Source organism: Alteromonas sp. CI.11.F.A3 (assembly GCF_032925565.1).
In the GTDB taxonomy this organism is placed as follows: Bacteria; Pseudomonadota; Gammaproteobacteria; order Enterobacterales; family Alteromonadaceae; genus Alteromonas.
The window spans coordinates 1,211,661-1,234,115 of record NZ_CP136708.1; the positions used below are offsets into that span (position 1 = coordinate 1,211,661).

Consider the following 22,455-nt stretch of genomic DNA (forward strand, 5'->3'; position numbering starts at 1 on the left):
TTCGACAAAAAATAGTCATCGTAAACACAAGGAAAACGAATAAGCGCAGTTTATGCGCGATAATGTCTATTCTGGCATTGTATTGATGGGAGGGGAAACCACAATTTTGTCGCCTACGCGATAATAAGGATAGAGCAACAGTTGTTCCTCGTCGTTAGGGCATGCCGCACTGATCGCAATAGCATCTAAGCGGGTATGCTTTTGCGTTTCGACCGTCGCCGCGTAAACAAGAATACTATAACTGTCAGAGTCTGTAGTGGTGTCGATTATTCGCCACTGTAAGCATTCAATAAGCTGACTTTCGTCGATACGGTAATTAGTCTCTTCGCTGAATAAACAGCCAACTTTGCCATCTTCATAGATAGCGGCGAAGGGGTAGAATACGGAACTGGTAGACAGTACCAGCTCGCATAATTTAAGTGCCCTAGAAACCAGTATGTTTAAAGGGGGTGGTAAGCTACTTGTTCCTTTTATCATGGTGCATCTCCTAACGATTATTGCGTTTGAGCGGTAGCTATGAGTAACGCGAAGCTAGATACAACCAGGCTGTGTGTATGAGTAAATACTTCCACAGCCTTGATATTAGGTTAAACGAATATGTGGGTCTATAAGATCAAGGGTTTTTATTTTTTCTGGCGCCTTGCATACCGCCAGTGTGAAGGATGATAAGTGTCTGTCCTTTTTCAAAGGCACTCGGGGAGGCATTCGTTGACGTAAACGTTGCTAGTAAGTGTTTAAGTGCCCAAAACACTTTTCCAGAGTAAACCCCTTCAATACTAAATGGCATTGTTTGATTGAAGTTTTCACAGAATGTTTGCAGGTACGGGGGAATTTTCCCGTATCCACCGCAATGAAAATCATGATTAATGCTGAATTGGTTTTTTTTGTTAGCGGCCGAAGCAGATGCCTGAGCGGGAATTGAAGTATGAGCAAGATTAAGTGCAAGCCCTGGCGTTAGAAATTGCTCAACAAGCCCTTCTAAATATCCTTCTCCTTTTAACACCCCGATGCCAATAGCGTGTTGATGGGGTGAGAGAGCAGAGGTTAATCCTGCCAAGGTCGCGCCACTAGCCACAGGGGCAATAATACGGTCAAAGGGGATGTCTATTTCGTTTATGACATCTTGAACGCCTTTTATCGCTGCCATTTGGCTTCCGCCTTCAGGAATAATTAACGCATCAGGAAACTGTTTTTGTAGGCCTGTTAAATAAGCTGGGTTATCTCTTTGTTGGTAGGTTGCTTTATTCACGTAATGAATTTGGGTGCCCCATTGCACTAAATCCTGAATCATCGGGCTGGGGTGTTTTGTGTAATCGCCGCGAATAATAGCGTGAAAAGGAATATTCAGCTGATTACACAAATAACCTAATGCGTGCAAATGGTTGGAAAACCCTCCACCAAAACTAACTACTGAGGAGGGGGGTTGGCTGTACAAACCCGAATTTACACTCAAGCCCGATCCGGTATCTAAATCCACTGTGTGCGGGGGGGGAAGATTAAACGCGTGCTTTAATTTACGCCATTTATTGCCTGAAATAACGGGGTGTATTCTATCGTCACGCTTTACAAACATTGATACATGTTCAGCACCTTCCCAGTCTGGCGTGAAGGGCTCGAGCGGCGAGGGTAAGCACAGTGTGTCGGCAAAACGTTCTAAATTCAAAATGCGCTGTTCAAATGATCAATGTGGCAATCACAACAGTATAACTAGAGCACACCGTAAAATAAAAAGTGTATCGCTTTTTGGCCTCGTCGTTTTTGGTTTTTCACTACAATGTTGGAGTTGAAGTATCTGGAGCATAAACGCAGTGGCTCAGATTTTAAACGACATTTATAGAAGGTACATAAACATGTTTCAACGCCGTTTTACCTCTTTAAACCTTGTTATCGCATTAGGAATATCACTTTTGGTTCTATCGAAAAATGTGCTGGCGCAAAGCGTACCTGATTATGTAACCAAACAGGTGCCTGAGGCGAAAGTGGTGGGTAATGCTATGTTTACGTATCTTTTTTGGGACGTATATGACGCTACGCTCTATGCCCCTAAAGGAAAGTGGCAGTCTGACGCGCCATTTGCGTTAAAGCTAGATTACCAACGAGGGCTAGACGGTAAAAAAATAGCACAGCGTTCTGTAGATGAAATGCGCAAGCAAGGTATTAGCGACGAAGCAATGTTAAGTGAATGGGAAGACAAAATGGTCGCGCTTTTCCCCGATGTTGAAGACGGTGATGTTATAACCGGCGTGGCTACCGCAAACCGAGCCAGTGAGTTTTATATTAATGGCGAGCTAGCTGGCACTATTGAGGATACAAACTTCACGCAGTCTTTTTTCGATATTTGGTTATCAGAAAAAACCTCTGAGCCTAAATTGCGTAAAGCCTTGTTACAAAAGTAATAAGCATATTCTTTATGGAGCATGGGCAGCGCTCGACGCTTATTAACAAAGTTTATCAAATAAGCTTCCCAACAAGGCCCATAAATAAAGGCTATAAACACAAAAATTAACTATAAAATTAGCTAAAACGATCAGCTTATAAAAAATTAAAGCGCATTAACAAGCGCAGTGAATTGTACTTCTTTAGCGAAAGGCTTATTGAAAAAGTAAGTAGCTAAGCAGCCAGTAGCTAAGCAGACAGATATGTAAATCAAAAATCGAGGTCATAATGAAATTTATACAACGCACGGTGTTAGTCGGGCTTTTATCTTGCCTTACTCTTATAGCCGGATGTTCTACATCGGTAGATGGCAATACATACAAGCAAGTTTCACCCACGTTTAATATTGAGGAATTCTTTGCGGGCAATGTTCGAGCATGGGGAATAGTGCAAAATCGTTCCGGCGAAGTGGTTCAGCGCTTTGTAGTAGATATTGAGGGTAAAAACGAGGGCGGCACATTAACGCTAGATGAGACATTCACCTACGGAGTAGGCGAAGGGCCAAAAACTCGTACGTGGAAAATTGTAAAACAAGCCGATGGCACCTATGTGGGCAATGCGGGTGACATCGATGGCCCTGCAACAGGCACTTCATACGGTAACGCATTTAACTTTCACTACAATATGGATTTACCGGTTGATGACACAACTTACGCCGTTACCTTCGATGACTGGTTTTGGGCATTTGACGATAGTGCCATGATGAACCGCTCATACATTAGAAAGTTTGGCGTGGTGATGGCAGAGGTGACCATCTTTATGCAGAAACAACCTTAATAAATAGTTTACCTATGGTAACGGGGGAAGGTGAAAACAACACCCAACCCGTGACCTTGCATAAGCGGGTCGTGCACAAACCACAGCTTACCTTTATGCAGCTTTATGATTGCCGAAACGAGCGATAACCCCAATCCATTTCCTTCACAGGTTCTGCTTTTATCAGCCTGAAAGAAGCGGCGTTCTAAGCTATCAAGTTCATGTTCATCAACACCCTTACCATTATCGTTTACGCTAATAATCACATGCGAAGATGTGGCGGTGAGTTGTAGCGTTACGGTTCCGCCATCAGGGGTGTATTTTATGGCGTTATCTAGCACATTCGCGACTGCCTGAAACAGCAAATTTGGGTCGCCATAGAACTGAATGTTAGACAGTTGGCTAATAAGCTTAATATCGCGGTCTTCGGCCAATGGCTGATATAAATCCTCCACATCGGTAACCATATCGCTAAGCTCAGTTTCACAAAACCCTTCTTTTTTGTGAACTGTTTCTAGTTTGCTAATACGCAAAAGACTGTTGAACATGTTTAACAGTTTGTCAGCTTCGTAGGTCGTATCGTGTCGTAGCTTTTCATCATCAATATGTTCTAAATTATTGCGTAAGCGAGCCAGCGGTGTACGCAAATCGTGGGCGATACTGTCGCTTACCGACTTTATATTGTTTACCGCACTTTCAATGGTATCGAGCATATGATTAAACACAACGGCTAGTCGACTTAAGTCATCCCAGCTGCTGTCTATTTCCAAACGTTCTTCCAAATTACCGGTACGAATAATGTAATCAGCAGTTTGTGCCATACGGTTTATGCGTTTAACCACGTAAAGTGCGACCGCAAAGCTTATGGCGCCCAATACAGATAGCAAGGCAATAATTATCCAACCAAACGTTTTTCCTAACCACTGTGCACTGTATAAATCATCGATATTGCGGCCAACAAATAAAGAATAACCCTCTAGGTTTACCCTCTCAAAAAGGATACTGTTGGTCGACTCAGAAAAAGAGTAGTTGGCGTCCTCTGTTGTAATGCTACTTTGCTGAGAATTACCGTTGCTTTCAATTAAGGGAGGTAACTCAATAATGCTGGCGGAGGGCGTGCCAGAATCAACGCTGGTAACCATGGCAATAGGCCAAAGAGGGTAGTTACCTGCAATTATCTTATTGTCGCTGTCGCGTAAAACCACAATTAATCGGGCAGGTGTAAAGAAGTGGGATGTATCGGACTTGTTAGAATCTGTCGTAACGTTAGAAACCGCTCTTGTCTGAATATTGCTGATTACGGCTTCAATGCCTGCTTGTTCATGCAATAGCGTAAACGCATACGTTTCTGCATCAACCGCGGCGCTTGCCTCACGAATAAATACGTCACTACTGGCAAGACGCCAGAAGTAAACGATAAATAAAATAGCAACAAGCGCTAGCGAGGTTAATAATACCCCTACACGGAAACTAGAACTTCGAGTGAAATTACCTATTGCTAACACACAACAGGGTCCGCAATTCTGTATCCCGTGCCTCTTACGGTTTCAATCAGAGGAACGTTAAATGCTTTATCAACCTTTTGTCGCAAACGGCTGATATGCACATCGATAACGTTAGTTTGCGGGTCGAAATGATAATTCCAAACTTGTTCCAACAGCATACTACGCGTTACCACTTTTCCTTGATGGCGCAATAAGCACTCTAGCAACTGAAACTCTTTTGATTGTAAGTCTATTTCGGTGTCGCCGCGTTGTACCTTTCTGTTCACAAGGTCAAGGGTAAGGTCACCCACTTTAATAAGTGTTTTGTCACCGCTTTCCCGTTCTCTTCCTGCCAACCCTTCAACCCGAGCCAGCAGCTCTTCAAACGCAAAAGGTTTAGTTAAGTAATCATTGGCACCAGAGCGCAGGCCGCGCACTTTGTCTTCCACCTGGCTTTTCGCACTAAGCAGTAGTACAGGGGTAAGCACGTTGTCATTTCGTAAACGTTCCAAGATAGTAAAGCCATCTAATAAAGGAAGCATTACATCTAGTACAATAACATCTACATCATCGGACAAGGCTTCAGCTAAGCCTCTTTCGCCATCACGCGCTGCAACGCAGCTGTGCCCTTCACCAATAAATCCTTTTTCAATGTGAGCAGCAACCTTGGGATCATCTTCAACAAGTAGCACATTCATGATTTTGGTACTTCTAATTAATGGAGTTAAATATCAACGTTTATACATACAATCTATCGTGTTGCGATCACTTTGAGATGCTATCAGCACCCCTACTAAAACGGACATTAGCGTTATATGGCGTAAAATGTTGAATGTCCCCACGGGCACATTTCATCTGTACTTCATGCCAGTATTCAGGGGTCATTAGGTCACCATGTAACGACTTTAAAATATCCTTAAGTTTCCGTTTTCCAACAATAAAGTGCTCAAACTGCTCAGGGAAAACATCGGTTGGCCCAACCGACAACATGTCCATCGCATAAGGGTCATCTGATTTGGGTAGCGCCCTAAAATGACGTTCGTTCATTAAACATATTTCATCATAGTCGTAAAAGATAACTCTGCCATGTCGCGTAATACCGAAATTTTTATGCAGCATGTCGCCAGGGAAAATATTCGCCATGGCTATTTGTTTAATACACAGCCCTAATTCGTTTAATGCACTGCGCACTTTATCTTCATCTTCTTCTTGTTGAAGGTACAAGTTAAGCGGCGTCATTTTACGTTCTATGTATAAATGCCTTATGACCAGTTCGTCTTCAGTAAATTCTAGGCTAGAGGCGCAGGTTTCCTTTAACTCATCAATGAGTAATGGGTCGATACGAGACAGAGGAAAGCGAAAGTTAACGTATTCATGGGTGTCTGCCATGCGGCCGACACGATCTGACATTTTTACTAACCGGTAGCAGTCTTTAACATGCTCACGAGTAATTTTCTTACTTTCAGCAAACTCATCTTTGATGATTTTAAACACCACACCGTAAGAGGGCAGGTGGAAAACCATCATTACCAATCCTCTAATACCAGGCGCGGCCTCGAAGTGATCGTTAGTGGTATCCATATGATCGAGGAAGTTACGATAAAACACTGTTTTCCCGTGCTTGTAATGGCCCAGTGCCATGTAAAGCTCAAAGTGTTTTTTATTGGGTAGGAGTTCTTGCAGAAACGCAGCCACTTCTGCTGGGTTTTGGGTATCAGCCATGAAGTAACTTCTGGCAAAACCGAAGATAACGCTTAAATCACTTCTGTGTGTAAGCAATGCGTCTACAAACAAGGTATGCTCATCACTACGTTGCAATGAGATAACAAAAGGAAGGGTTTCTTCTGGCATGCATATTCTGCCAATAAGATACGCTGATTTTCCTCTAAAAAACGTGGGCTTTAGAAGTTCGACGGTATGAACGCTGGCCAATTGCTGTGTGGTTAATCGCTTTCTAAGTGCTTCTTCAAGGTTTTGCATGTCACGTTCGTAGTCTTCAAAAGGGATGCCGTAGCGATAGATTTTGAAAATAGACACGTACATCTCACGTACCGTGGTAGTGGTGTCGAAGCTGTGAATGACTTTATCTCGGTCTTGGCCGGGTAAAAAGCAGCGACTTGGCAATACAAACATCATGCTGTTGTCTATTTTGCGGTGCTTGAATAAACGTCCAATCACAGAATTGTAAAAGGTTTCGGCTAGCTCAAATTGCGGGTGGCCTTCAAGTTGTCGTGCGAAGGTCTTCTTTAGGTCTTGCCAAAATTCGTCATTTTTTTTGTGTACTTCAGTTAAATGGTAAACATCGGCAACGGCATCTGAAAGGCTTTGTTCGTAAATAGTAATACGCTCTTTTGACGCTAACTGAATTTCTTTCCATTGGCCTTGTTCAAACCGCGATTGGGCACCTCTTGTTATACGTGTGAACCAACGATAGCTCTTATCAAAATGAGAAAGAATTTGATAAGCAACTTTTTTAGAAAGGGTGACATCCAGCATAATTTAGCCTTTAACAATAAGTGATTTTCCATGCAGCGCAGTGAGTTTTATTTTTAAGTTTGGCTGCATGTACTTTACTAAAGTAACAAAAATTTTCGATAAGCTACTGGAAAATTAGCCTAAAAGTGTTTTTTTATACTTTCGTTTAATATAGTCTTGACCTTACTTTCTTCATCCACGTATTCGACAATACTTTCGCTGCTACCAATTCTATGTGGCGATATAAGTACTTCTAGATTACTAAGAGTAGACCATGAGCTTCAACATTCTGATTTGTGATGATTCGGCGCTAGCGAGAAAAATGGCGCGCCGTAACTTGCCCGATGGATTAGCGAGTGAAATTTATGAAGCATCTAATGGTGTGGATGCGCTCGAAATAATGGGGCATCATCGCATCGACTTAGTGCTGCTAGATTTAACCATGCCGATACTCGACGGGGTAGGCGTGCTTGAAGAAATAAAGCGCCGTAAAATTGAAGTATTTGTTGTAGTGATTTCAGGCGATATTCAGCCGGTCATGCAAAATCGCGTGATGGAGCTAGGTGCGCTAGCGTTTATTGAAAAGCCGCTTAAACGACTGCCTTTAGAGACTACTTTAAAACGCTACGGGTTTATTCTGCCAGAAACCATGGCGTGCTAAAGAATACGTAATAAAGAAAAGCTAAAAATAAAGAACATTAAAAAAGGAGCTCAATGAGCTCCTTTTTGCTTTTAATCTTTCTAGCGCAAACTGATATGAGCTTTAATCGAACCAGTGGCGGGTTCTATTGGCAAACCAAACCAGCGACAACATTACAGGCACTTCAACCAACACACCAACTACAGTCGCCAACGCGGCACCACTGTGTAAGCCAAATAATGAAATGGCAACGGCCACGGCCAGTTCGAAAAAGTTAGACGTACCAATCATACAAGCGGGCGCGGCTACATTATGAGGTAGTTTCATTTTTTTCGCCGCAAAATACGCTATCGCAAAAATTCCGTAGGTTTGAATAAGAAGCGGAATCGCGATAAGCACTATATCTTGAGGTTGGGCTAATATTGTTTCTGCTTGAAAGCCAAACAGCAATACAATGGTAATTAACAGCCCAAGTACCGAGAATGGCTTTAAGCGTTCGATAATTGCGGTAACGGCTTGCTCGCCTTTTTTCTCAATCTTTTTACGGGTCACAACCCCTGCAATTAAAGGCAGTACTACGTAAAGGACAACCGAGAGAAGTAAGGTATCCCAAGGTACTGTAATGTCAGTAACACCTAGAAGCATCGCGGTAATAGGGGCAAACAAGATGATCATGATTAAGTCATTAATAGAGACCTGTACCAAGGTGTAGTTGGCATCGCCCTTAGTTAAATGACTCCATACAAAAACCATGGCCGTACAAGGCGCTACGCCAAGTAAAATCATACCCGCGATATATTCTGTAGCCGTTTGTGGGTCTACCCAGTCGGCAAAAATGCCTTTAAAGAATAACCAACCAAGCAGTGCCATAGTGAAAGGTTTGATAAGCCAGTTTACTATTAAGGTTAGCACTAGCCCTTTGGGCTTTTTACCGACATCTTTGATAGATGAAAAATCGATTTGAATCATCATGGGATAAATCATGAGCCAAATCAGTACTGCAATGACTAAATTTACATGGGCGTATTCAAGGCTTGCAACAAGCGCAAAAAAGTCAGGGAAAAGGCTCCCGACGGTTACGCCAGCAACAATACAAAGCCCTACCCATACAGAGAGGTATCGTTCGAAAAATCCCATGAGACAGCGTCCTTAATGGTTTTAATGTCTTTCGTGTTTATAGTGATAACTAGTATCGCGTCGACTAAATCGTTTTTTGGTTAACCCGTTTGCTTAATTCCTCTGCGCTTTCAACACGCTCAGAATAGCGATTAACAAGATGATCTTTGTTGTCGCGAGTCAGCAGGGTAAATTTCACCAGTTCCTCTACCACATCAACGATGCGGTTGTAATAGGAAGACGGCTTCATGCGGCCATCATCTTCAAATTCTAAAAACGCTTTTGCCACCGATGACTGGTTCGGAATAGTCAGCATGCGCATCCACCGACCAAGCACTCGCATTTGGTTCACTGCATTAAATGACTGTGAGCCACCACTTACCTGCATTACCGCTAGCGTCTTCCCTTGAGTTGGACGAACCGCGCCAATACTTAATGGCACCCAATCGATAATACTTTTAATAATGCCAGTCATGCTGCCGTGACGCTCAGGAGAGCACCAAATTTGCCCTTCAGACCACATCATTAATTCACGAAGCTCTTTTACCTTGGGGTGGGTTTCATCTTCGGTATCCGGCTGAGGTAAGCCTGTTGGATCGAAAATTTTGGCTTCACAGCCATAGTATTCAAGCAGTCTAGCGCTTTCTTCAATCACGAGTCGGCTGTAAGAACGCGCTCGTAACGATCCGTAAAGTAATAATATGCGCGGCTTGTGTTCAGAGTACGTTTTTGCGAAATCTTCAGCACTTGGTGCAGGCGCAATGCTTGTCACTAAATTGCTGGATGGTGATGCTTGTTCAGACATTATTGCGCTCCTTTTTCTTGCAGGGCTTTTTTAACGTCTATCATGGGCATTTTGCGAGAAACGATATCACTAAGTGCGTCAACGCGTTTCTCGATAATATCGATGGTGTTATAAAACGCTTGAGCTTTCTCTGCTTCACTACCTTCTATTTTTGATGGATCTTCAAGGCCCCAGTGAAGCTTTAGCGAATTGCCGAAGTATACAGGGCAGGCTTCACCGGCTGCAGAATCACATACAGTAATAACGATGTCAGGCTGGTAGTCCTCAAAGTCATCCCAAGACTGGCTTTTAAGCCCATCAGTACTATAGCCTCGCTCGGCTAGGTACTTTACTGACAAAGGATGGACTTCACCCACAGGTTGGCTTCCCGCACTGCGCGCTTCTAAAGATGCATTGTTTGAAGCATTAGTAATGGCTTCGCAAAGGATGCTACGGCAACGGTTGTGCGTGCAGATATACAATATTTTCATTACAAAAATCCTGGTGTTTTATGTCACATATTTGAATAAAGTAGGAAGGTCGCTTAACAGCCCGAGTCACATTTAAGGTTATTCAATGCGTCTTTGATGTAATCAGCATTGCTGGTGGCAGATAAATGAAGAACTTCTTTGGCCCACGCTGGGAGGGCAGGATTTAAACGATAATAAACCCACTTACCACGGCGTTCGTCAGCCACCAGCTCGCACTTGCGTAAATCCGCTAGGTGACGAGAAATTTTAGGTTGACTAAGATTAAGTGCTTCGGTGATATCGCACACGCAAAGTTCGTCTTTTACACAAAGCATAAGCAGCGTTTTTAGCCGAGTTTCTTCCGCTAGACATTTGAACAATGAAAGCGGTGAAAGCGACACACATGTGGAAGATACTGATGTAGTCATCACTCATCTCAAATACGTTAAATCATATGTGTTGTTATCGTATGTGATTTTCCGTATATGTCAAGCTAAAAAACGCGCTGATGACTCAGGGTATAGTTCAAAGAAACACAACTACTAATCAATAGAGACTAACCGCTTAGAAGGCAGGTTATTGAGGTGCGGGTTCTATCTGTGGGCTTACGGTTGTGGCAATGTTTGCGTTGTTTCTTGCATTGAAGTCGTCGATAACCGTATTCATAAACGCAAACCATGTTTGGTTAGGTTGCCAAATAGCAAGTAAGTCTTGTTTTGCTGATAGTTCTGATACACCAAGTACTGTAACGCTATAAAGGTAGGTAAATACAGCGCCCCGCCAATTCAATTTACAATGTGTAAGCACTTTATCGCCATTTGAACTCCCTAGCGCCATGTAGCTAACATAATCGTTGAAGTTGGCTAGGGTAGGGTTTCCCCATTCAACCTGAACATTGTGATAGCTTAGTGATAATGCTTCAACGACTTGTTGTTCTTGCAGTCTATCGCCGGGTATTAAATCGATAACCCGATTTACGCCTTCGTCTTTTAATAATTGAAAGTGTGCAGCCGATGGCAAGCCAGAGCTTACCATGTGGCCGTTATTGACTTGATAGTTGGTTAACGAGTCGAGAGTGACTTCAGTGTCAGGCGTAGTGTCAGAGCTTGTTTTGGTTTCTGCGCCAGTTGTTGCACTTGCGTTATTAGGCTCTGTGCTTTTAGCTGTTGGGGTCGCAAATGCATTATTTAGGGTAAAAGCGATAGATAAAACTGATGCCAAAACGGCTAATACCTTTATCTCTTTTTTCACAATGTTAGACACTCTCTTTGTCAAAGGTATACACTAATACGTTATTTGGGTTGTTCGCAAGTTCACTCTCTTTGTTATACATCTTTTGTTAACGAAGTTGAAGAAACCACTGGATTAAACAACGTAAAATACTTCCTACTTAGCCAAACAATAAAAGGGACGCCGATTAAACTTGGTAATACCCAGCTTCCTATTTGAAGTAAGGGGAGGTTTTCAAAGACCGCGTGTTGAAATAGTGAACGGCCACCGAAGGCGAAAAATGCTGTGTATGCTCCAATACCTGAACCAATAATATGTCCTATGTGTTGAATGACCCACTCTCCTTTGGCAATGTCTTTTTTAAATGCATAACGGGCAATACCAATACAGTTAAAAAGAGCTAGGGGGGCAAAAATTTGCGTCAACGTAATGTTGTATTTTATGCCTTGATATAAGGCAATACTGGCCACGATAAATAATGCGCAGGGTAGCCATAAGTATTCAGTATTGCGAAGTTCGGCGCGATTCGCTTTTACACTCAGCACCCGTTTGGCGTGTCTGACATTGTTCCAAACCAGCAGGCTTAGCATAAGTAAAAATATGTATTGGCCCTGAAGGTAAGCAAGAAAATACGCTACAGATTCAAAATGTGCTGGCATAGTCGGGAAGATAAGAAGCGGCGCTAGCAGTACTAATGACGAGCTAACTACACCACTGACGGATGTCAGTGTCATCGTAGCCAAATAAATATTACCTATCTTGTTATGATATTTTCCGCCTTTTTTACTGAGGCAGGGGCCCCAAAAGAGTAGCAGTGAAATTGCACCGCAAATAATGTGAAATATAATGATAGCACTGTGAATGTTTTGCATGACTTACACCTTAAACGTTTGATGTAGTCAGTTTGCCAATAACTTCTTTTTAGTATTAGTGCTGAAAGTCATAAGATAAAAAATGACTTTTGGCCTATGTATTTATTCCCGCTTACGTTAATAATAGGCGCATGAAAATACTAAACTTTTTTAATTTAGAGCGAATAAGTGCATTCATAACGTGGGTGTTCGTAAGCAGCTCTGCACTCTATTATTCTTTTTCATACTACGGTGCCTCATCAATTAGACCTTGGCTAACTAGTAGTGTAGTGGTGGGAATAGCGCTGTGTTTTAGTGTCGTGACACGGCGGGATATGTCACTTCCTCAATGGCGAATTCCACTGTTGGTCACAATGTATTTACTGGCAGTGGCAAGCCTGTTTTTACAGCCGTACACCTATCTCGCTATTTTCCTGGTGATATGGTCGGCATTATTGCCTTACTATTTAGCATGGAGAAAATGCTTGCCAGTGTCTGTATTGGCAGCTTTACCCCTAGGGCTCATTCACACCTTTTACTGGCAAGATAGCGACGCATGGCTTTTAGCTGCTCTATTTTGGACGTTTAATTTTTTCGCCATGATGATGTCAAATGTTGCCATTAACGAAAAATTAGCGCGAGAAAAATCTGACGAACTGAACCGTCAACTAACCAGTACTCAGCAACTTGTTCGACAAGCCGGGCAGCAAGATGAAAGGTTGAGAATTGCTAGAAATATCCACGACGTGTTAGGCCATCACTTAACCGCACTTACTATTAATTTGCAGGTGGCTTCCTTAAAGGCCAAAGGCGCTGGTCAAGATGAGGTAAAGGCACATGTAGATCAGTGTCATAGCTTAGCAAAGCTATTACTTTCTGATGTAAGAGAAGCCGTTTCTGAAATTCGTGAAAACGCCGCTCTGGATTGGCAACAAGCAGTTAGCGCTTTGTTTATCGGCCTGCCTCGGCCACGCTTGCAATTATCTATTGCAGATAACGTTAAAGTGGAAGATGTTAGAACCGCAGATATTTTACTTCGGTGCGTTCAAGAAAGCCTAACCAATACTATTAAGCACTCTCAATCTGCGCAATTATACGTCAGTTTGTCTAAGCACAAAAATAGCTACCTATTGACACTACAAGACGAACAATCAGTGACAGAGAAAACCATGAAGCAGGGTAATGGGTTAACAGGTATGGCCGAGCGCGTAGCGCAATCAGGCGGAGTGATGAAATATGGTTTTAATAGCCAAGGTTTTCTCATTGATATTTTATTGCCGGAGCATTCATGAGTATTCGGGTTGTGTTAGTAGAAGATCAAATGTTAGTGCGCCAAGGCATTCGGTCGTTGTTAGCACTTGATAGCAGCGTTGACGTGGTAGCCGAGTGTGATGACGGCGCTCATGTTATTGATACACTTAACGCAAATAGCGCAGATATAGTGTTGATGGATATTCGTATGCCTGAAATGACAGGTATTGATGCTTTACGTGCTATGCGTAATCTTAACCTTAATATCCCCGTTATCATGCTGACCACATTTGACGATCATGAACTGGTTACCCAAGCGATGCGGTCGGGAGCGAAGGGGTATTTACTTAAAGATGTGTCACTTGAGACCCTGGTTAACGCTATTAAATCCGTCGTTGCGGGAGAAACGCTGATTCAACCAAGCGTGACAGAGAAAGTACTCAAAGGCTTGCAAGGGCTAGAGGTTAATTTCGAGTCGTTTGAGCAGCCAGAAACCTTAAGCCCTAAAGAAATAGAAATTCTACGCTTAGTTGCCGCCGGTTACAGCAATAAAGAAATATCTGAAGCGATGTTCAAATCAACCGGTACAGTTAAAAATCAAGTGTCTGCGATTATGGCGAAAATGGGGGTGCGAGACAGAACCAGAGCCGTACTTAAAGCGCTAGAATTGGGGTGGCTATAAACACAAAAGAGCCCGCATGAGTTACTCAATGCAGGCTTTTTTTCACTTAACGGTCATGGTGACAGCTACGTGCTATTTATTCATATGAACAACAGAGCGAATACTTTCACCTTTGTGCATTAAATCGAATGCATCGTTAATTTCATCCAACCCCATGGTGTGGGTGATGAATTCTTGCAATCCAAATTCGCCATCTAGATAACGCTCAACAATGCCTGGTAGCTCAGAACGACCTTTAACACCGCCGAACGCTGAACCACGCCATACTCGGCCAGTTACAAGCTGGAATGGGCGAGTAGAGATTTCCTGACCCGCACCGGCAACACCGATAATCACCGATTCGCCCCAACCTTTATGGCAGCACTCTAACGCCGAACGCATTACGTTCACATTACCAATACACTCAAATGAGAAATCAACACCGCCGTCAGTCATTTCAACAATGACTTCCTGAATAGGCTTGTCGAAATTTTTAGGGTTTATAACGTCAGTCGCGCCAAGTTGTTTGGCTAAGTCAAACTTACTTTCGTTAATATCAATACCAATAATGCGGCTAGCGCCAGCCATACGGGCACCAATAATGGCTGAAAGCCCAATGCCACCTAAACCGAAGATAGCAACGGTATCGCCTTCTTTCACTTTTGCAGTATTAAGTACTGCGCCCATACCGGTAGTAACACCGCAGCCTAACAAGCAGACTTCTTCAAGGGGCGCTGATTTATTTACTTTCGCCAATGAAATTTCAGGTAAAACAGTGTACTCAGAGAAGGTAGAACAACCCATGTAATGATAAATTGGCTCACCGTCTTTCGAGAAACGGCTGGTACCGTCTGGCATTAAGCCTTTACCTTGGGTTTCACGTACTGCTTGGCATAAGTTAGTTTTGCCAGACGTACAGAATTTACATACACCGCATTCTGCTGTGTATAAAGGAATAACATGGTCGCCGACTTCAACAGAAGTCACGCCTTCACCAACCATTTCAACAATACCGCCACCTTCGTGGCCAAGTACTGAGGGGAAAACACCTTCTGGATCGTCACCTGAAAGGGTAAATGCATCGGTATGACACACGCCAGTAGCAACAATACGTACTAGCACTTCGCCTTTCTTTGGAAGCTCTACGTCTAGCTCTTCCATTTTTAATGCTTCACCTGGGCCCCAAGCAACAGCTGCTTTAGACTTAATATGAGTCTGACCTTCTTTCAATGCTAATGTCATGGCATGCTCCTAATATAATACAGCGTGGGTAAACAGCACGATGCCGCTACCTGTAATGTCTACGTTATGAGATAGATTATAGACCTGAGGTCTGGCTTTATAAATACAGATTTGGTAATTCATTATTACTTGAGTGTAATAATTGGTTGGTGTTTAATGATTAGCTAAATGGGTCTTCTGATATTTTTTACTAACCATAGCGCCAAGCTAGAAACGCTAGAGTTAATAAAGGTTAACGCCATGTCGTGGGAAGGTATTGTTGAATTTTGCGCTGTTGCTAGTACCGGCAGTTTTACTTCCGCAGCGGCTAAGTTAGACACGTCTGGTGCGCAAATCAGTAGAAAAGTCGCCAACGTGGAAAAGCGTTTGGGGGTGAAGTTATTTAACCGCACTACTCGAAGTGTGTCTTTAACCCAAGCTGGGCATATTTATTTTGAGCAATGCCAACCCGCACTGAAAGCTTTAGAAGATGCTGAACTGAACGTGAGCCAACTTCAGAAAGTGCCTCAAGGACTGATTAAGCTTACTGTGCCCGTCGCCTTTGGCGAGGCCTTCATTGCGCCGCTAATTAATCAATTCTTAAAAAAATACGAAGGCATAGAAGTAGAGTGCCGTTTTACTAACGACACTATGGATATTATTGATGAAGGGTTCGACCTTGCTATCCGCATCGGCAATTTAGAAGACTCGACAATGGTGGCCAAAAAGCTGGCTACCCGGCAGCTATATGTTTGCGCCAGCCCTGCATATTTACATGCTTTTCCTGCACCGAAGAGTACCGACAAGCTAAGCGAACATCAGTGCTTAGTAGGTTCACAGCCTCATTGGCGCTTTCATTATAATGGGCAAGTGCAAACAGTACGGGTAAAGGGGCGAGTGAAATATAACAGTGGTAATGCGCTACATCATGCTGCCTTAGCCGGGCTGGGCTTAGTGCAACTGCCTGGTTTTTATGTGCGTGACTCGCTAGCAACAGGCAAGTTAATTGAAGTGCTATCGCCCTATCGAGACAAGCGAGAGGCGGTATGGGCACTGTTCCCATCGAATAGGCATTTAGTGCCGAAAATACGCTTGTTAGTAGATTTTTTATCGGCGAAGTTAATTGATGATGAATAGTGAGTTTCGCTATATTCTTTGCCACTTATAATGGATTATCGCTGAAATCGAAACATGAAATGGTTTGTGTTTCACTTTTTGCAATACAGTATGGTGAAAACTGCGGTTGACAGATAGACGTCTATACGGCAAATTGACCCTATGAAAACGATTCTTCTTATTGGCACCACCGGCATTATGATTACCACCTTAAAACGGGCGGTCGCTGGCTAGTGCAAGTAAGCATAAGACAACGAAAGCCCGCCCTCACAGAGAGCGGGCTTTTTTTTACTCACGTCATAGTAACCGATTAAAGCAGTAACCTGGCGTAACCGATATAGGAGCAGCACATGAAAGTCTTAAAGTTTGGGGGCTCATCACTTGCCGACGCACCGCGCTACTTGCGCGTGACCGACATTAGCACGGCCACCCACCAAACCGATGGCGCTGCAGTGGTACTTTCTGCCCCTAAAGGGGTGACGAATGCATTGTCACTTTTATGTGAGCAAGCAGCCGCTGGCGAAGATTTCCACCCTCTATTTGAAAAATTAACGTCTACCGTAACTGGTATTGCTGATGCCTTAAACGAAGAGCTTAGCGGCTTCGCTCATGCAGATGTCACCGACTTCATTCACGCGCAACTGCGTGTACTTAATCAACACCTTGATGGTATTAAATTGTTAGGTGTAGCGCCTGACAATATTGCAGCCGGAATATTGAGTATTGGTGAATACATCTCGGTAACGTTATTTAGTGGTATTTTGACGGCTAAAGGCGTAAAAAATCGTATTATCGACCCTGTAACTTACATTCTTGCAGAAGGCGAGTATCTCGATAGCATTGCAGATGTATCGTTGAGCAAAGCCCGCTTTACCGATGTGCCAAACGACGGCAGTGAGTTATTGGTGATGCCAGGGTTCGTTGCGGCTAACGAGGTTGGTGAGAAAGTCACGCTTGGTCGTAATGGTTCTGACTACTCAGCGGCTATCTTAGCGGCGTGTATCGATGCGAGTTGTTGTGAAATCTGGACTGATGTAGATGGTGTTTATAACGCCGATCCAAATCAGGTTGAAGGCGCAGTGTTGCTTGATAAGTTAACGTATCAAGAAGCCATGGAGCTTTCTTATTTTGGTGCCAAAGTACTTCATCCAAAAACGATTGGCCCGATTGCACAGCACCATATTCCTTGCCTGATTCGTAATACCCTAAATCCTGCTGCTCCTGGTACGTTAATTAGTAACGAAGCCAGTGAAAAATGGACCTCGGTTAAAGGCATCTCTCAACTTGAAAATGTCACTATGTTCAACGTGGCAGGACCTGGTCTTAAAGGTATGGTTGGCATGGCCAGCCGAGTTTTTGAGGTGATGTCGAATGCGAATATTTCAATTAGTCTCATTACCCAATCGTCTTCTGAATACTCAATAAGCTTCTGTATTCAAAGTAAGGATGCAGACCGTGCGTTAAGCTTGTTAGAAGATGCCTTCGCGCTGGAACTGCAAAATCAATTGTTAGATCCAATAGAAGTGCGCCACGATTTAGCGATTGTTACCCTAGTGGGTGACGGTATGCGTCATGCGAAAGGCTTAGCGGCACGCTTCTTTAACTCGTTGGCGCAAGCTCGCGTTAATAACGTAGCGATAGCCCAAGGCTCTTCAGAGCGTTCTATTTCGACGGTTATCGAAAACAAGCGGGCGAAAAAAGCGGTTAAGGTTATCCATCAGAATTTTTTCTCAGACCGCCATACCATTGATGTATTTTTAGTAGGCTGTGGCAACGTGGGAACTGAGCTTTTAAGCCAAATTGCAAAACAACAGCCAGCTTTGCTTAATCGCAATATCCAGCTGCGAGTATATGGAATAGCTAATAGTCGTAAGTTGTTACTCAACAGCCAAGGAATTGACTTAAATCAAGATTGGAAACCAGCATTAGATGCTGCTAGCGAAGGGCTTTCTGTAGAACGCCTAAATCAGTTCGTAAACGATAACAGTTTAGTGAACCCAGTTATTGTGGATTGCACTAGTCACGATGCTATTGCACAGCAATATGTAGACATGATGGAAAATGGCTTTCATGTCGTGACTCCAAACAAGAAAGCCAATACCAGTTCGTTAGATTATTATCGTAAATTGAAAAAGACTGCACTGTCGACAAATCGTCAATATTTGTACGAAACCACCGTAGGAGCTGGCTTGCCAGTTATCGATAACTTGCAAAAGCTATTTAGTGCCGGCGACGTACTGCATCGTTTTGAAGGAATATTATCAGGTAGCCTATCTTACGTATTTGGTAAGCTTGAAGAAGGGATGACGTTATCTGAAGCAACGCAAACTGCAAAAGAAAATGGCTATACTGAACCGGATCCGCGCGACGACTTAAGTGGTATGGACGTAGCACGCAAACTGCTTATCATGGCCCGTGAAGCAGACTTAGAACTTGAGCTTTCTGATATAGAAATTGAGTCTGTATTACCGGTAGGTTTTGCCGAAGACTGTTCCATTGATGAATTCATGTCACAGTTGCCTGAACTTGATGCTGAATTCGCTAAGCGTGTAGATGCTGCAAAAGCCGAGGGAAAAGTACTTCGCTATATTGGTAGCATTGAAGGGGATAAGTGCAAGGTAACGATTCAAGCAGTGCCTGCATCTAACCCATTATCGCAAGTGAAAGATGGTGAAAACGCGTTGGCTATCAACAGTGATTATTACCAGCCTATTCCTTATGTAATTAGGGGCTATGGTGCAGGTGGTACAGTAACGGCTGCTGGTGTGTTTGCTGATATATTGCGAACTATGCCGTGGAAGCAAATGGCACACTAATTGGTTCTTCTTTTAAAATAAAAGAGCCGCCGAAGTTAAAAGAGTAATTAAAGAAAAGTATTATGAAAGCATTACGAGCATATGCGCCAGCATCTATTGGCAATGTTAGTTTAGGATTTGATGTACTAGGCGCTGCACTTGCCCCTATTGATGGTTCGCGCTTAGGCGACGAAGTCAATATTGAAAGTGCAGATACCTTTTCGTTAAACACCGTGGGCCCTTTCGCACACAAATTGCCTGGCGACGCTGACAGTAATATTGTTACGCAATGCTATCACTACTTTTGTGCGAAGATGGAAAAGGTGGGTAAAACGACCACGCCAGTGGCGATGACCTTATCTAAAAACTTGCCTATCGGCAGTGGACTGGGGTCGAGCGCGAGCTCTATTGTTGCGGCCTTTGTTGCTTTGAATGCCTTTTTTGATACTCCCTTTGACGAAGATACATTGTTGACTATGATGGGGGAGTTAGAAGGGCAAATCAGCGGTAGTATTCATTACGATAACGTAGCGCCATGTTATGTCGGTGGCATGACATTAATGACTGGGGCAACATCTCCTGTAACCTTGTCGCTGCCGTTAGTGAAAGACTGGTACTATGCTATTTGTTATTCTGGTATTAGCGTTTCTACAGCGGCCGCCCGTGACATATTACCTAAGCAGGTAGACATGTCCACGGCACTTACCTTTGGTCGCCAGCTAGGGGTATTTGTACATGCCTTGCATGCAGGTGAAAACGAGCTTGCTGCGTCGGTGATGAAAGATGTGATTGCAGAACCCTATCGTAAACAGTTATTGCCGGGCTTCGATGACGCAAGAGCCTTCAGCGAGCAAGAAGGCGCGTTAGCCTTTGGTATTTCGGGTTCAGGTCCAACGGTATTTGCCGTGTGTGACAGTAAAGAAAAAGCGCAGCGTATCGTTGCCTATTTAGACGAACACTATATTCAAAATGAAGATGGCTTTAGCCATGTGTGCCAAATCCCAGAGCAGGGAACCACGGTTGGCCCTATCGCTTAATCAAAGTGATACAGCAGCTAGACAATATGACGGCACAACGATAAAAGGTATTAAAACGTGGAATTGGTTAATTTAAAAGATGCACAGGACACTGCCTCATTCTCTGAAGCAGTAAAAAGAGGGTTGGGTAAACAACAAGGTTTGTATTTCCCGACGCATATTCCGACACTAGACAACATTGATGAACTGCTTGAAATGCCGTTCGCAGAGCGCAGCATAGCGGTACTTCGTGCCATTATTGGTGATGAGCTTAACAATGGCGAACTAGAAGAAATCGTGAATACTGCATTTGCCTTCGGCGCACCGGTAGAGCAGGTAAGTGACAACGTTTATACCTTGGAGCTTTTTCACGGGCCTACATTGGCGTTTAAAGATTTTGGTGGCCGCTTTATGGCGCAAACCTTATCAAGAATTAGTGAAGGTAAACCGGTCACTATTCTTACTGCTACCTCTGGTGACACGGGGGCGGCGGTAGCGCATGCGTTCCACGGTATTGATAATATCAATGTGGTTATTTTGTTCCCTAAAGGGAAAATTAGCGCACTGCAAGAAAAGCTGTTTACCACCCTTGGTGGCAATATCCATACGGTAGCCGTTGAGTCTGACTTCGACGAATGTCAGTCGCTAGTGAAGGCCTCATTCGACGACCCAGATATTCGTGAAGGTTTGCACTTAAATTCAGCGAACTCAATTAATATTAGCCGCTTGCTAGCGCAAGTGTGCTATTACTTTGAAGCGGTAAGCCAGCTACCTAAAGAAAAGCGTGACCAACTGGTTATCTCGGTACCAAGTGGTAACTTTGGTAACCTAACTGCCGGTATGATTGCGAAATCGATGGGCTTGCCGATTAAACGCTTTATCGCGGCAACTAATGCTAACGATACTGTACCTCGTTACCTAAAAACGGGGGAGTGGTCTCCAAAGAAAACGGTTGCGACTATGTCGAATGCAATGGATGTTAGCCAACCTAATAACTGGCCGCGTATTGAAGCCTTAATTGAGCAAGGTTATGTAGATAAAAGCTGCTTGAAAGGCGAAATGGTTGATGAAGAGTATACTCAGTTAGCCATGCGCCAATTAGCGCAACTGGGCTATACCAGTGAGCCTCATGCTGCTATTGCTTACCGTGCCGTTAGCCACGACTTAGAAGACGGCGAAATCGGTCTATTCTTGGGAACTGCACACCCTGCAAAATTCCGTGAAACGGTAGAAAACGTTTTGGGCACGCCTATTAGCTTACCTAAGCCGTTAGCTGATGTTGCTGGGGAAGACAGCTTAGCCGTTGATTTACCTGCGTCTTACGATGCGCTTAAACAACACATGCTGGATTTACTAAAAGCGTGACCACATGGGCACAAGCATTGGGCGGTGAAGAAGACAAACCTTACTTCAAAGCCTTAATGCAAAAAGTAGCATCTGAACGTGAAGCGGGTAAAATTATTTACCCGCCTTCGGAAGATGTATTCAACGCACTGAACATAACACCGCTTGAAAAGGTTAAGGTAGTGATATTAGGGCAAGACCCTTATCACGGCCCGCATCAAGCGCATGGCTTATGCTTCTCAGTCTTACCTGGCATCAAAACGCCCCCTTCGTTAGTTAATATTTATAAAGAGTTGGCTGACGATATTAGTGATTTTTCTATTCCAAATCATGGCACCCTTACCTCGTGGGCAGAACAGGGCGTATTGTTGCTTAATACGGTGTTAACAGTAGAGCAAGGTAAAGCACATAGTCATGCAAAGTGGGGTTGGGAAACCTATACCGATGCGGTAATAGAGGCGGTAAACACGCACACAGAAAATGTGGTGTTTTTATTGTGGGGCAGTCATGCTCAAAAGAAAGGTAAACACATCAATCGTACAAAGCATTGTGTGCTACATGCACCGCACCCGTCACCGCTATCAGCCTACAGAGGCTTCTTTGGCTGCAAACATTTCAGCGACACTAATGCCTACCTAACAAATAAAGGGCGTTCCCCCATTCTTTGGCAGGTATAGTTTCCGATAGCGGTAGGCTGCTCTCTCTGGTAAGCATCGCGGGTCAAAACGACCCATATCAGGCGTAGTACCCTCGAAGCTTTACATGCAGCGGTGCAAGTAAAAAATTAGAAAGTAAAAAGGCCGCCTGTT

The 22,455-nt window shown here is 43.6% G+C and carries 22 protein-coding genes; 10 read left to right on the forward strand and 12 right to left on the reverse strand.

The features are described from left to right. Positions 1-66: 66 nt before the first annotated feature. Together R1T43_RS05120 and R1T43_RS05125 are read right to left on the reverse strand one after the other, a co-directional pair. Complete coding sequence (locus R1T43_RS05120; protein WP_317353555.1) at positions 67-477, reverse strand: hypothetical protein; 411 nt, start codon at positions 475-477, stop codon at positions 67-69. 136 nt (positions 478-613) lie between these two features. Then, positions 614-1,663 (reverse strand): pyridoxal-phosphate dependent enzyme, encoded by a 1,050-nt coding sequence (locus tag R1T43_RS05125; RefSeq protein WP_317353557.1) that lies wholly within the window; start codon positions 1,661-1,663, stop codon positions 614-616. 187 nt (positions 1,664-1,850) lie between these two features. On the opposite strand from R1T43_RS05125, the gene R1T43_RS05130 reads away from it, so the two are divergent. Both R1T43_RS05130 and R1T43_RS05135 read left to right on the forward strand, forming a co-directional pair. After that, positions 1,851-2,396 carry a chalcone isomerase family protein gene (locus R1T43_RS05130; protein WP_317353559.1) on the forward strand — a complete coding sequence of 182 codons (546 nt, stop codon included), beginning with the start codon at positions 1,851-1,853 and terminating at the stop codon, positions 2,394-2,396. Positions 2,397-2,664: 268 nt separating this feature from the next. Beyond that, a complete protein-coding gene (locus R1T43_RS05135; RefSeq protein WP_211071631.1) occupies positions 2,665-3,213 on the forward strand; it encodes a DUF3833 domain-containing protein in 549 nt (182 codons plus the stop codon). An 8-nt stretch (positions 3,214-3,221) separates the two neighbouring features. On the opposite strand, the gene R1T43_RS05140 is transcribed toward R1T43_RS05135, so the two are convergent. The 3 genes from R1T43_RS05140 to aceK form a co-directional block, all read right to left on the reverse strand. Continuing rightward, positions 3,222-4,697 (reverse strand): HAMP domain-containing sensor histidine kinase, encoded by a 1,476-nt coding sequence (locus tag R1T43_RS05140; RefSeq protein WP_317353561.1) that lies wholly within the window; start codon positions 4,695-4,697, stop codon positions 3,222-3,224. Beyond that, entirely contained in the window at positions 4,691-5,374 is a 684-nt protein-coding gene (locus R1T43_RS05145; protein ID WP_057789835.1) for a response regulator transcription factor, read from the reverse strand. Before R1T43_RS05145 ends, R1T43_RS05140 begins: the two co-directional genes overlap by 7 nt. A 67-nt stretch (positions 5,375-5,441) precedes the next feature. Further along, entirely contained in the window at positions 5,442-7,172 is a 1,731-nt protein-coding gene (gene aceK / locus R1T43_RS05150; RefSeq protein WP_317353563.1) for a bifunctional isocitrate dehydrogenase kinase/phosphatase, read from the reverse strand. A 253-nt stretch (positions 7,173-7,425) separates the two neighbouring features. On the opposite strand from aceK, the gene R1T43_RS05155 reads away from it, so the two are divergent. Continuing rightward, complete coding sequence (locus R1T43_RS05155; RefSeq protein WP_013782875.1) at positions 7,426-7,812, forward strand: response regulator; 387 nt, start codon at positions 7,426-7,428, stop codon at positions 7,810-7,812. Between the two features lie 102 nt (positions 7,813-7,914). Here the strand turns inward: R1T43_RS05155 and arsB are convergent, their stop codons facing one another. The 6 genes from arsB to R1T43_RS05185 form a co-directional block, all read right to left on the reverse strand. After that, complete coding sequence (gene arsB, locus R1T43_RS05160) at positions 7,915-8,928, reverse strand: ACR3 family arsenite efflux transporter (protein WP_317353567.1); 1,014 nt, start codon at positions 8,926-8,928, stop codon at positions 7,915-7,917. A 64-nt stretch (positions 8,929-8,992) separates the two neighbouring features. Continuing rightward, entirely contained in the window at positions 8,993-9,712 is a 720-nt protein-coding gene (gene arsH / locus R1T43_RS05165; protein WP_317353569.1) for an arsenical resistance protein ArsH, read from the reverse strand. Further along, positions 9,712-10,182 (reverse strand): arsenate reductase ArsC, encoded by a 471-nt coding sequence (locus R1T43_RS05170; protein ID WP_211071636.1) that lies wholly within the window; start codon positions 10,180-10,182, stop codon positions 9,712-9,714. Before R1T43_RS05170 ends, arsH begins: the two co-directional genes overlap by 1 nt. Before the next feature lie 53 nt (positions 10,183-10,235). Continuing rightward, a complete protein-coding gene (locus R1T43_RS05175) occupies positions 10,236-10,589 on the reverse strand; it encodes a metalloregulator ArsR/SmtB family transcription factor (protein WP_317353572.1) in 354 nt (117 codons plus the stop codon). 148 nt (positions 10,590-10,737) lie between these two features. Beyond that, a complete protein-coding gene (locus tag R1T43_RS05180) occupies positions 10,738-11,412 on the reverse strand; it encodes a hypothetical protein (protein WP_317353574.1) in 675 nt (224 codons plus the stop codon). Positions 11,413-11,486: 74 nt separating this feature from the next. Continuing rightward, positions 11,487-12,263: a hypothetical protein gene (locus R1T43_RS05185; RefSeq protein ID WP_317353576.1), complete on the reverse strand. Its 777-nt coding sequence runs from the start codon at positions 12,261-12,263 to the stop codon at positions 11,487-11,489. 314 nt (positions 12,264-12,577) lie between these two features. On the opposite strand from R1T43_RS05185, the gene R1T43_RS05190 reads away from it, so the two are divergent. Both R1T43_RS05190 and R1T43_RS05195 read left to right on the forward strand, forming a co-directional pair. Continuing rightward, positions 12,578-13,534, forward strand: a complete 957-nt coding sequence (locus tag R1T43_RS05190) for a sensor histidine kinase (protein ID WP_317353578.1) — start codon at positions 12,578-12,580, stop codon at positions 13,532-13,534. After that, entirely contained in the window at positions 13,531-14,175 is a 645-nt protein-coding gene (locus tag R1T43_RS05195) for a response regulator transcription factor (protein ID WP_317353579.1), read from the forward strand. Before R1T43_RS05190 ends, R1T43_RS05195 begins: the two co-directional genes overlap by 4 nt. A gap of 72 nt (positions 14,176-14,247) precedes the next feature. Here the strand turns inward: R1T43_RS05195 and R1T43_RS05200 are convergent, their stop codons facing one another. Next, positions 14,248-15,396 (reverse strand): S-(hydroxymethyl)glutathione dehydrogenase/class III alcohol dehydrogenase, encoded by a 1,149-nt coding sequence (locus R1T43_RS05200; protein ID WP_057789854.1) that lies wholly within the window; start codon positions 15,394-15,396, stop codon positions 14,248-14,250. A gap of 240 nt (positions 15,397-15,636) precedes the next feature. On the opposite strand from R1T43_RS05200, the gene R1T43_RS05205 reads away from it, so the two are divergent. The 5 genes from R1T43_RS05205 (at position 15,637) to ung (ending at position 22,323) form a co-directional block, all read left to right on the forward strand. Continuing rightward, entirely contained in the window at positions 15,637-16,512 is an 876-nt protein-coding gene (locus R1T43_RS05205; RefSeq protein WP_317355689.1) for a LysR substrate-binding domain-containing protein, read from the forward strand. Positions 16,513-16,841: 329 nt separating this feature from the next. Continuing rightward, positions 16,842-19,307: a bifunctional aspartate kinase/homoserine dehydrogenase I gene (thrA, locus tag R1T43_RS05210; protein WP_317353583.1), complete on the forward strand. Its 2,466-nt coding sequence runs from the start codon at positions 16,842-16,844 to the stop codon at positions 19,305-19,307. 62 nt (positions 19,308-19,369) lie between these two features. Further along, the gene (gene thrB, locus R1T43_RS05215) at positions 19,370-20,323 is read left to right on the forward strand and encodes a homoserine kinase (RefSeq protein ID WP_317353586.1); all 954 of its coding nucleotides are present in this window, start codon (positions 19,370-19,372) and stop codon (positions 20,321-20,323) included. 57 nt (positions 20,324-20,380) lie between these two features. Beyond that, positions 20,381-21,667 carry a threonine synthase gene (gene thrC / locus R1T43_RS05220; protein ID WP_317353590.1) on the forward strand — a complete coding sequence of 429 codons (1,287 nt, stop codon included), beginning with the start codon at positions 20,381-20,383 and terminating at the stop codon, positions 21,665-21,667. Beyond that, a complete protein-coding gene (gene ung, locus R1T43_RS05225; RefSeq protein ID WP_317353593.1) occupies positions 21,664-22,323 on the forward strand; it encodes a uracil-DNA glycosylase in 660 nt (219 codons plus the stop codon). The genes thrC and ung overlap by 4 nt, the downstream gene beginning before the upstream one ends. Positions 22,324-22,455 lie beyond the last annotated feature (132 nt).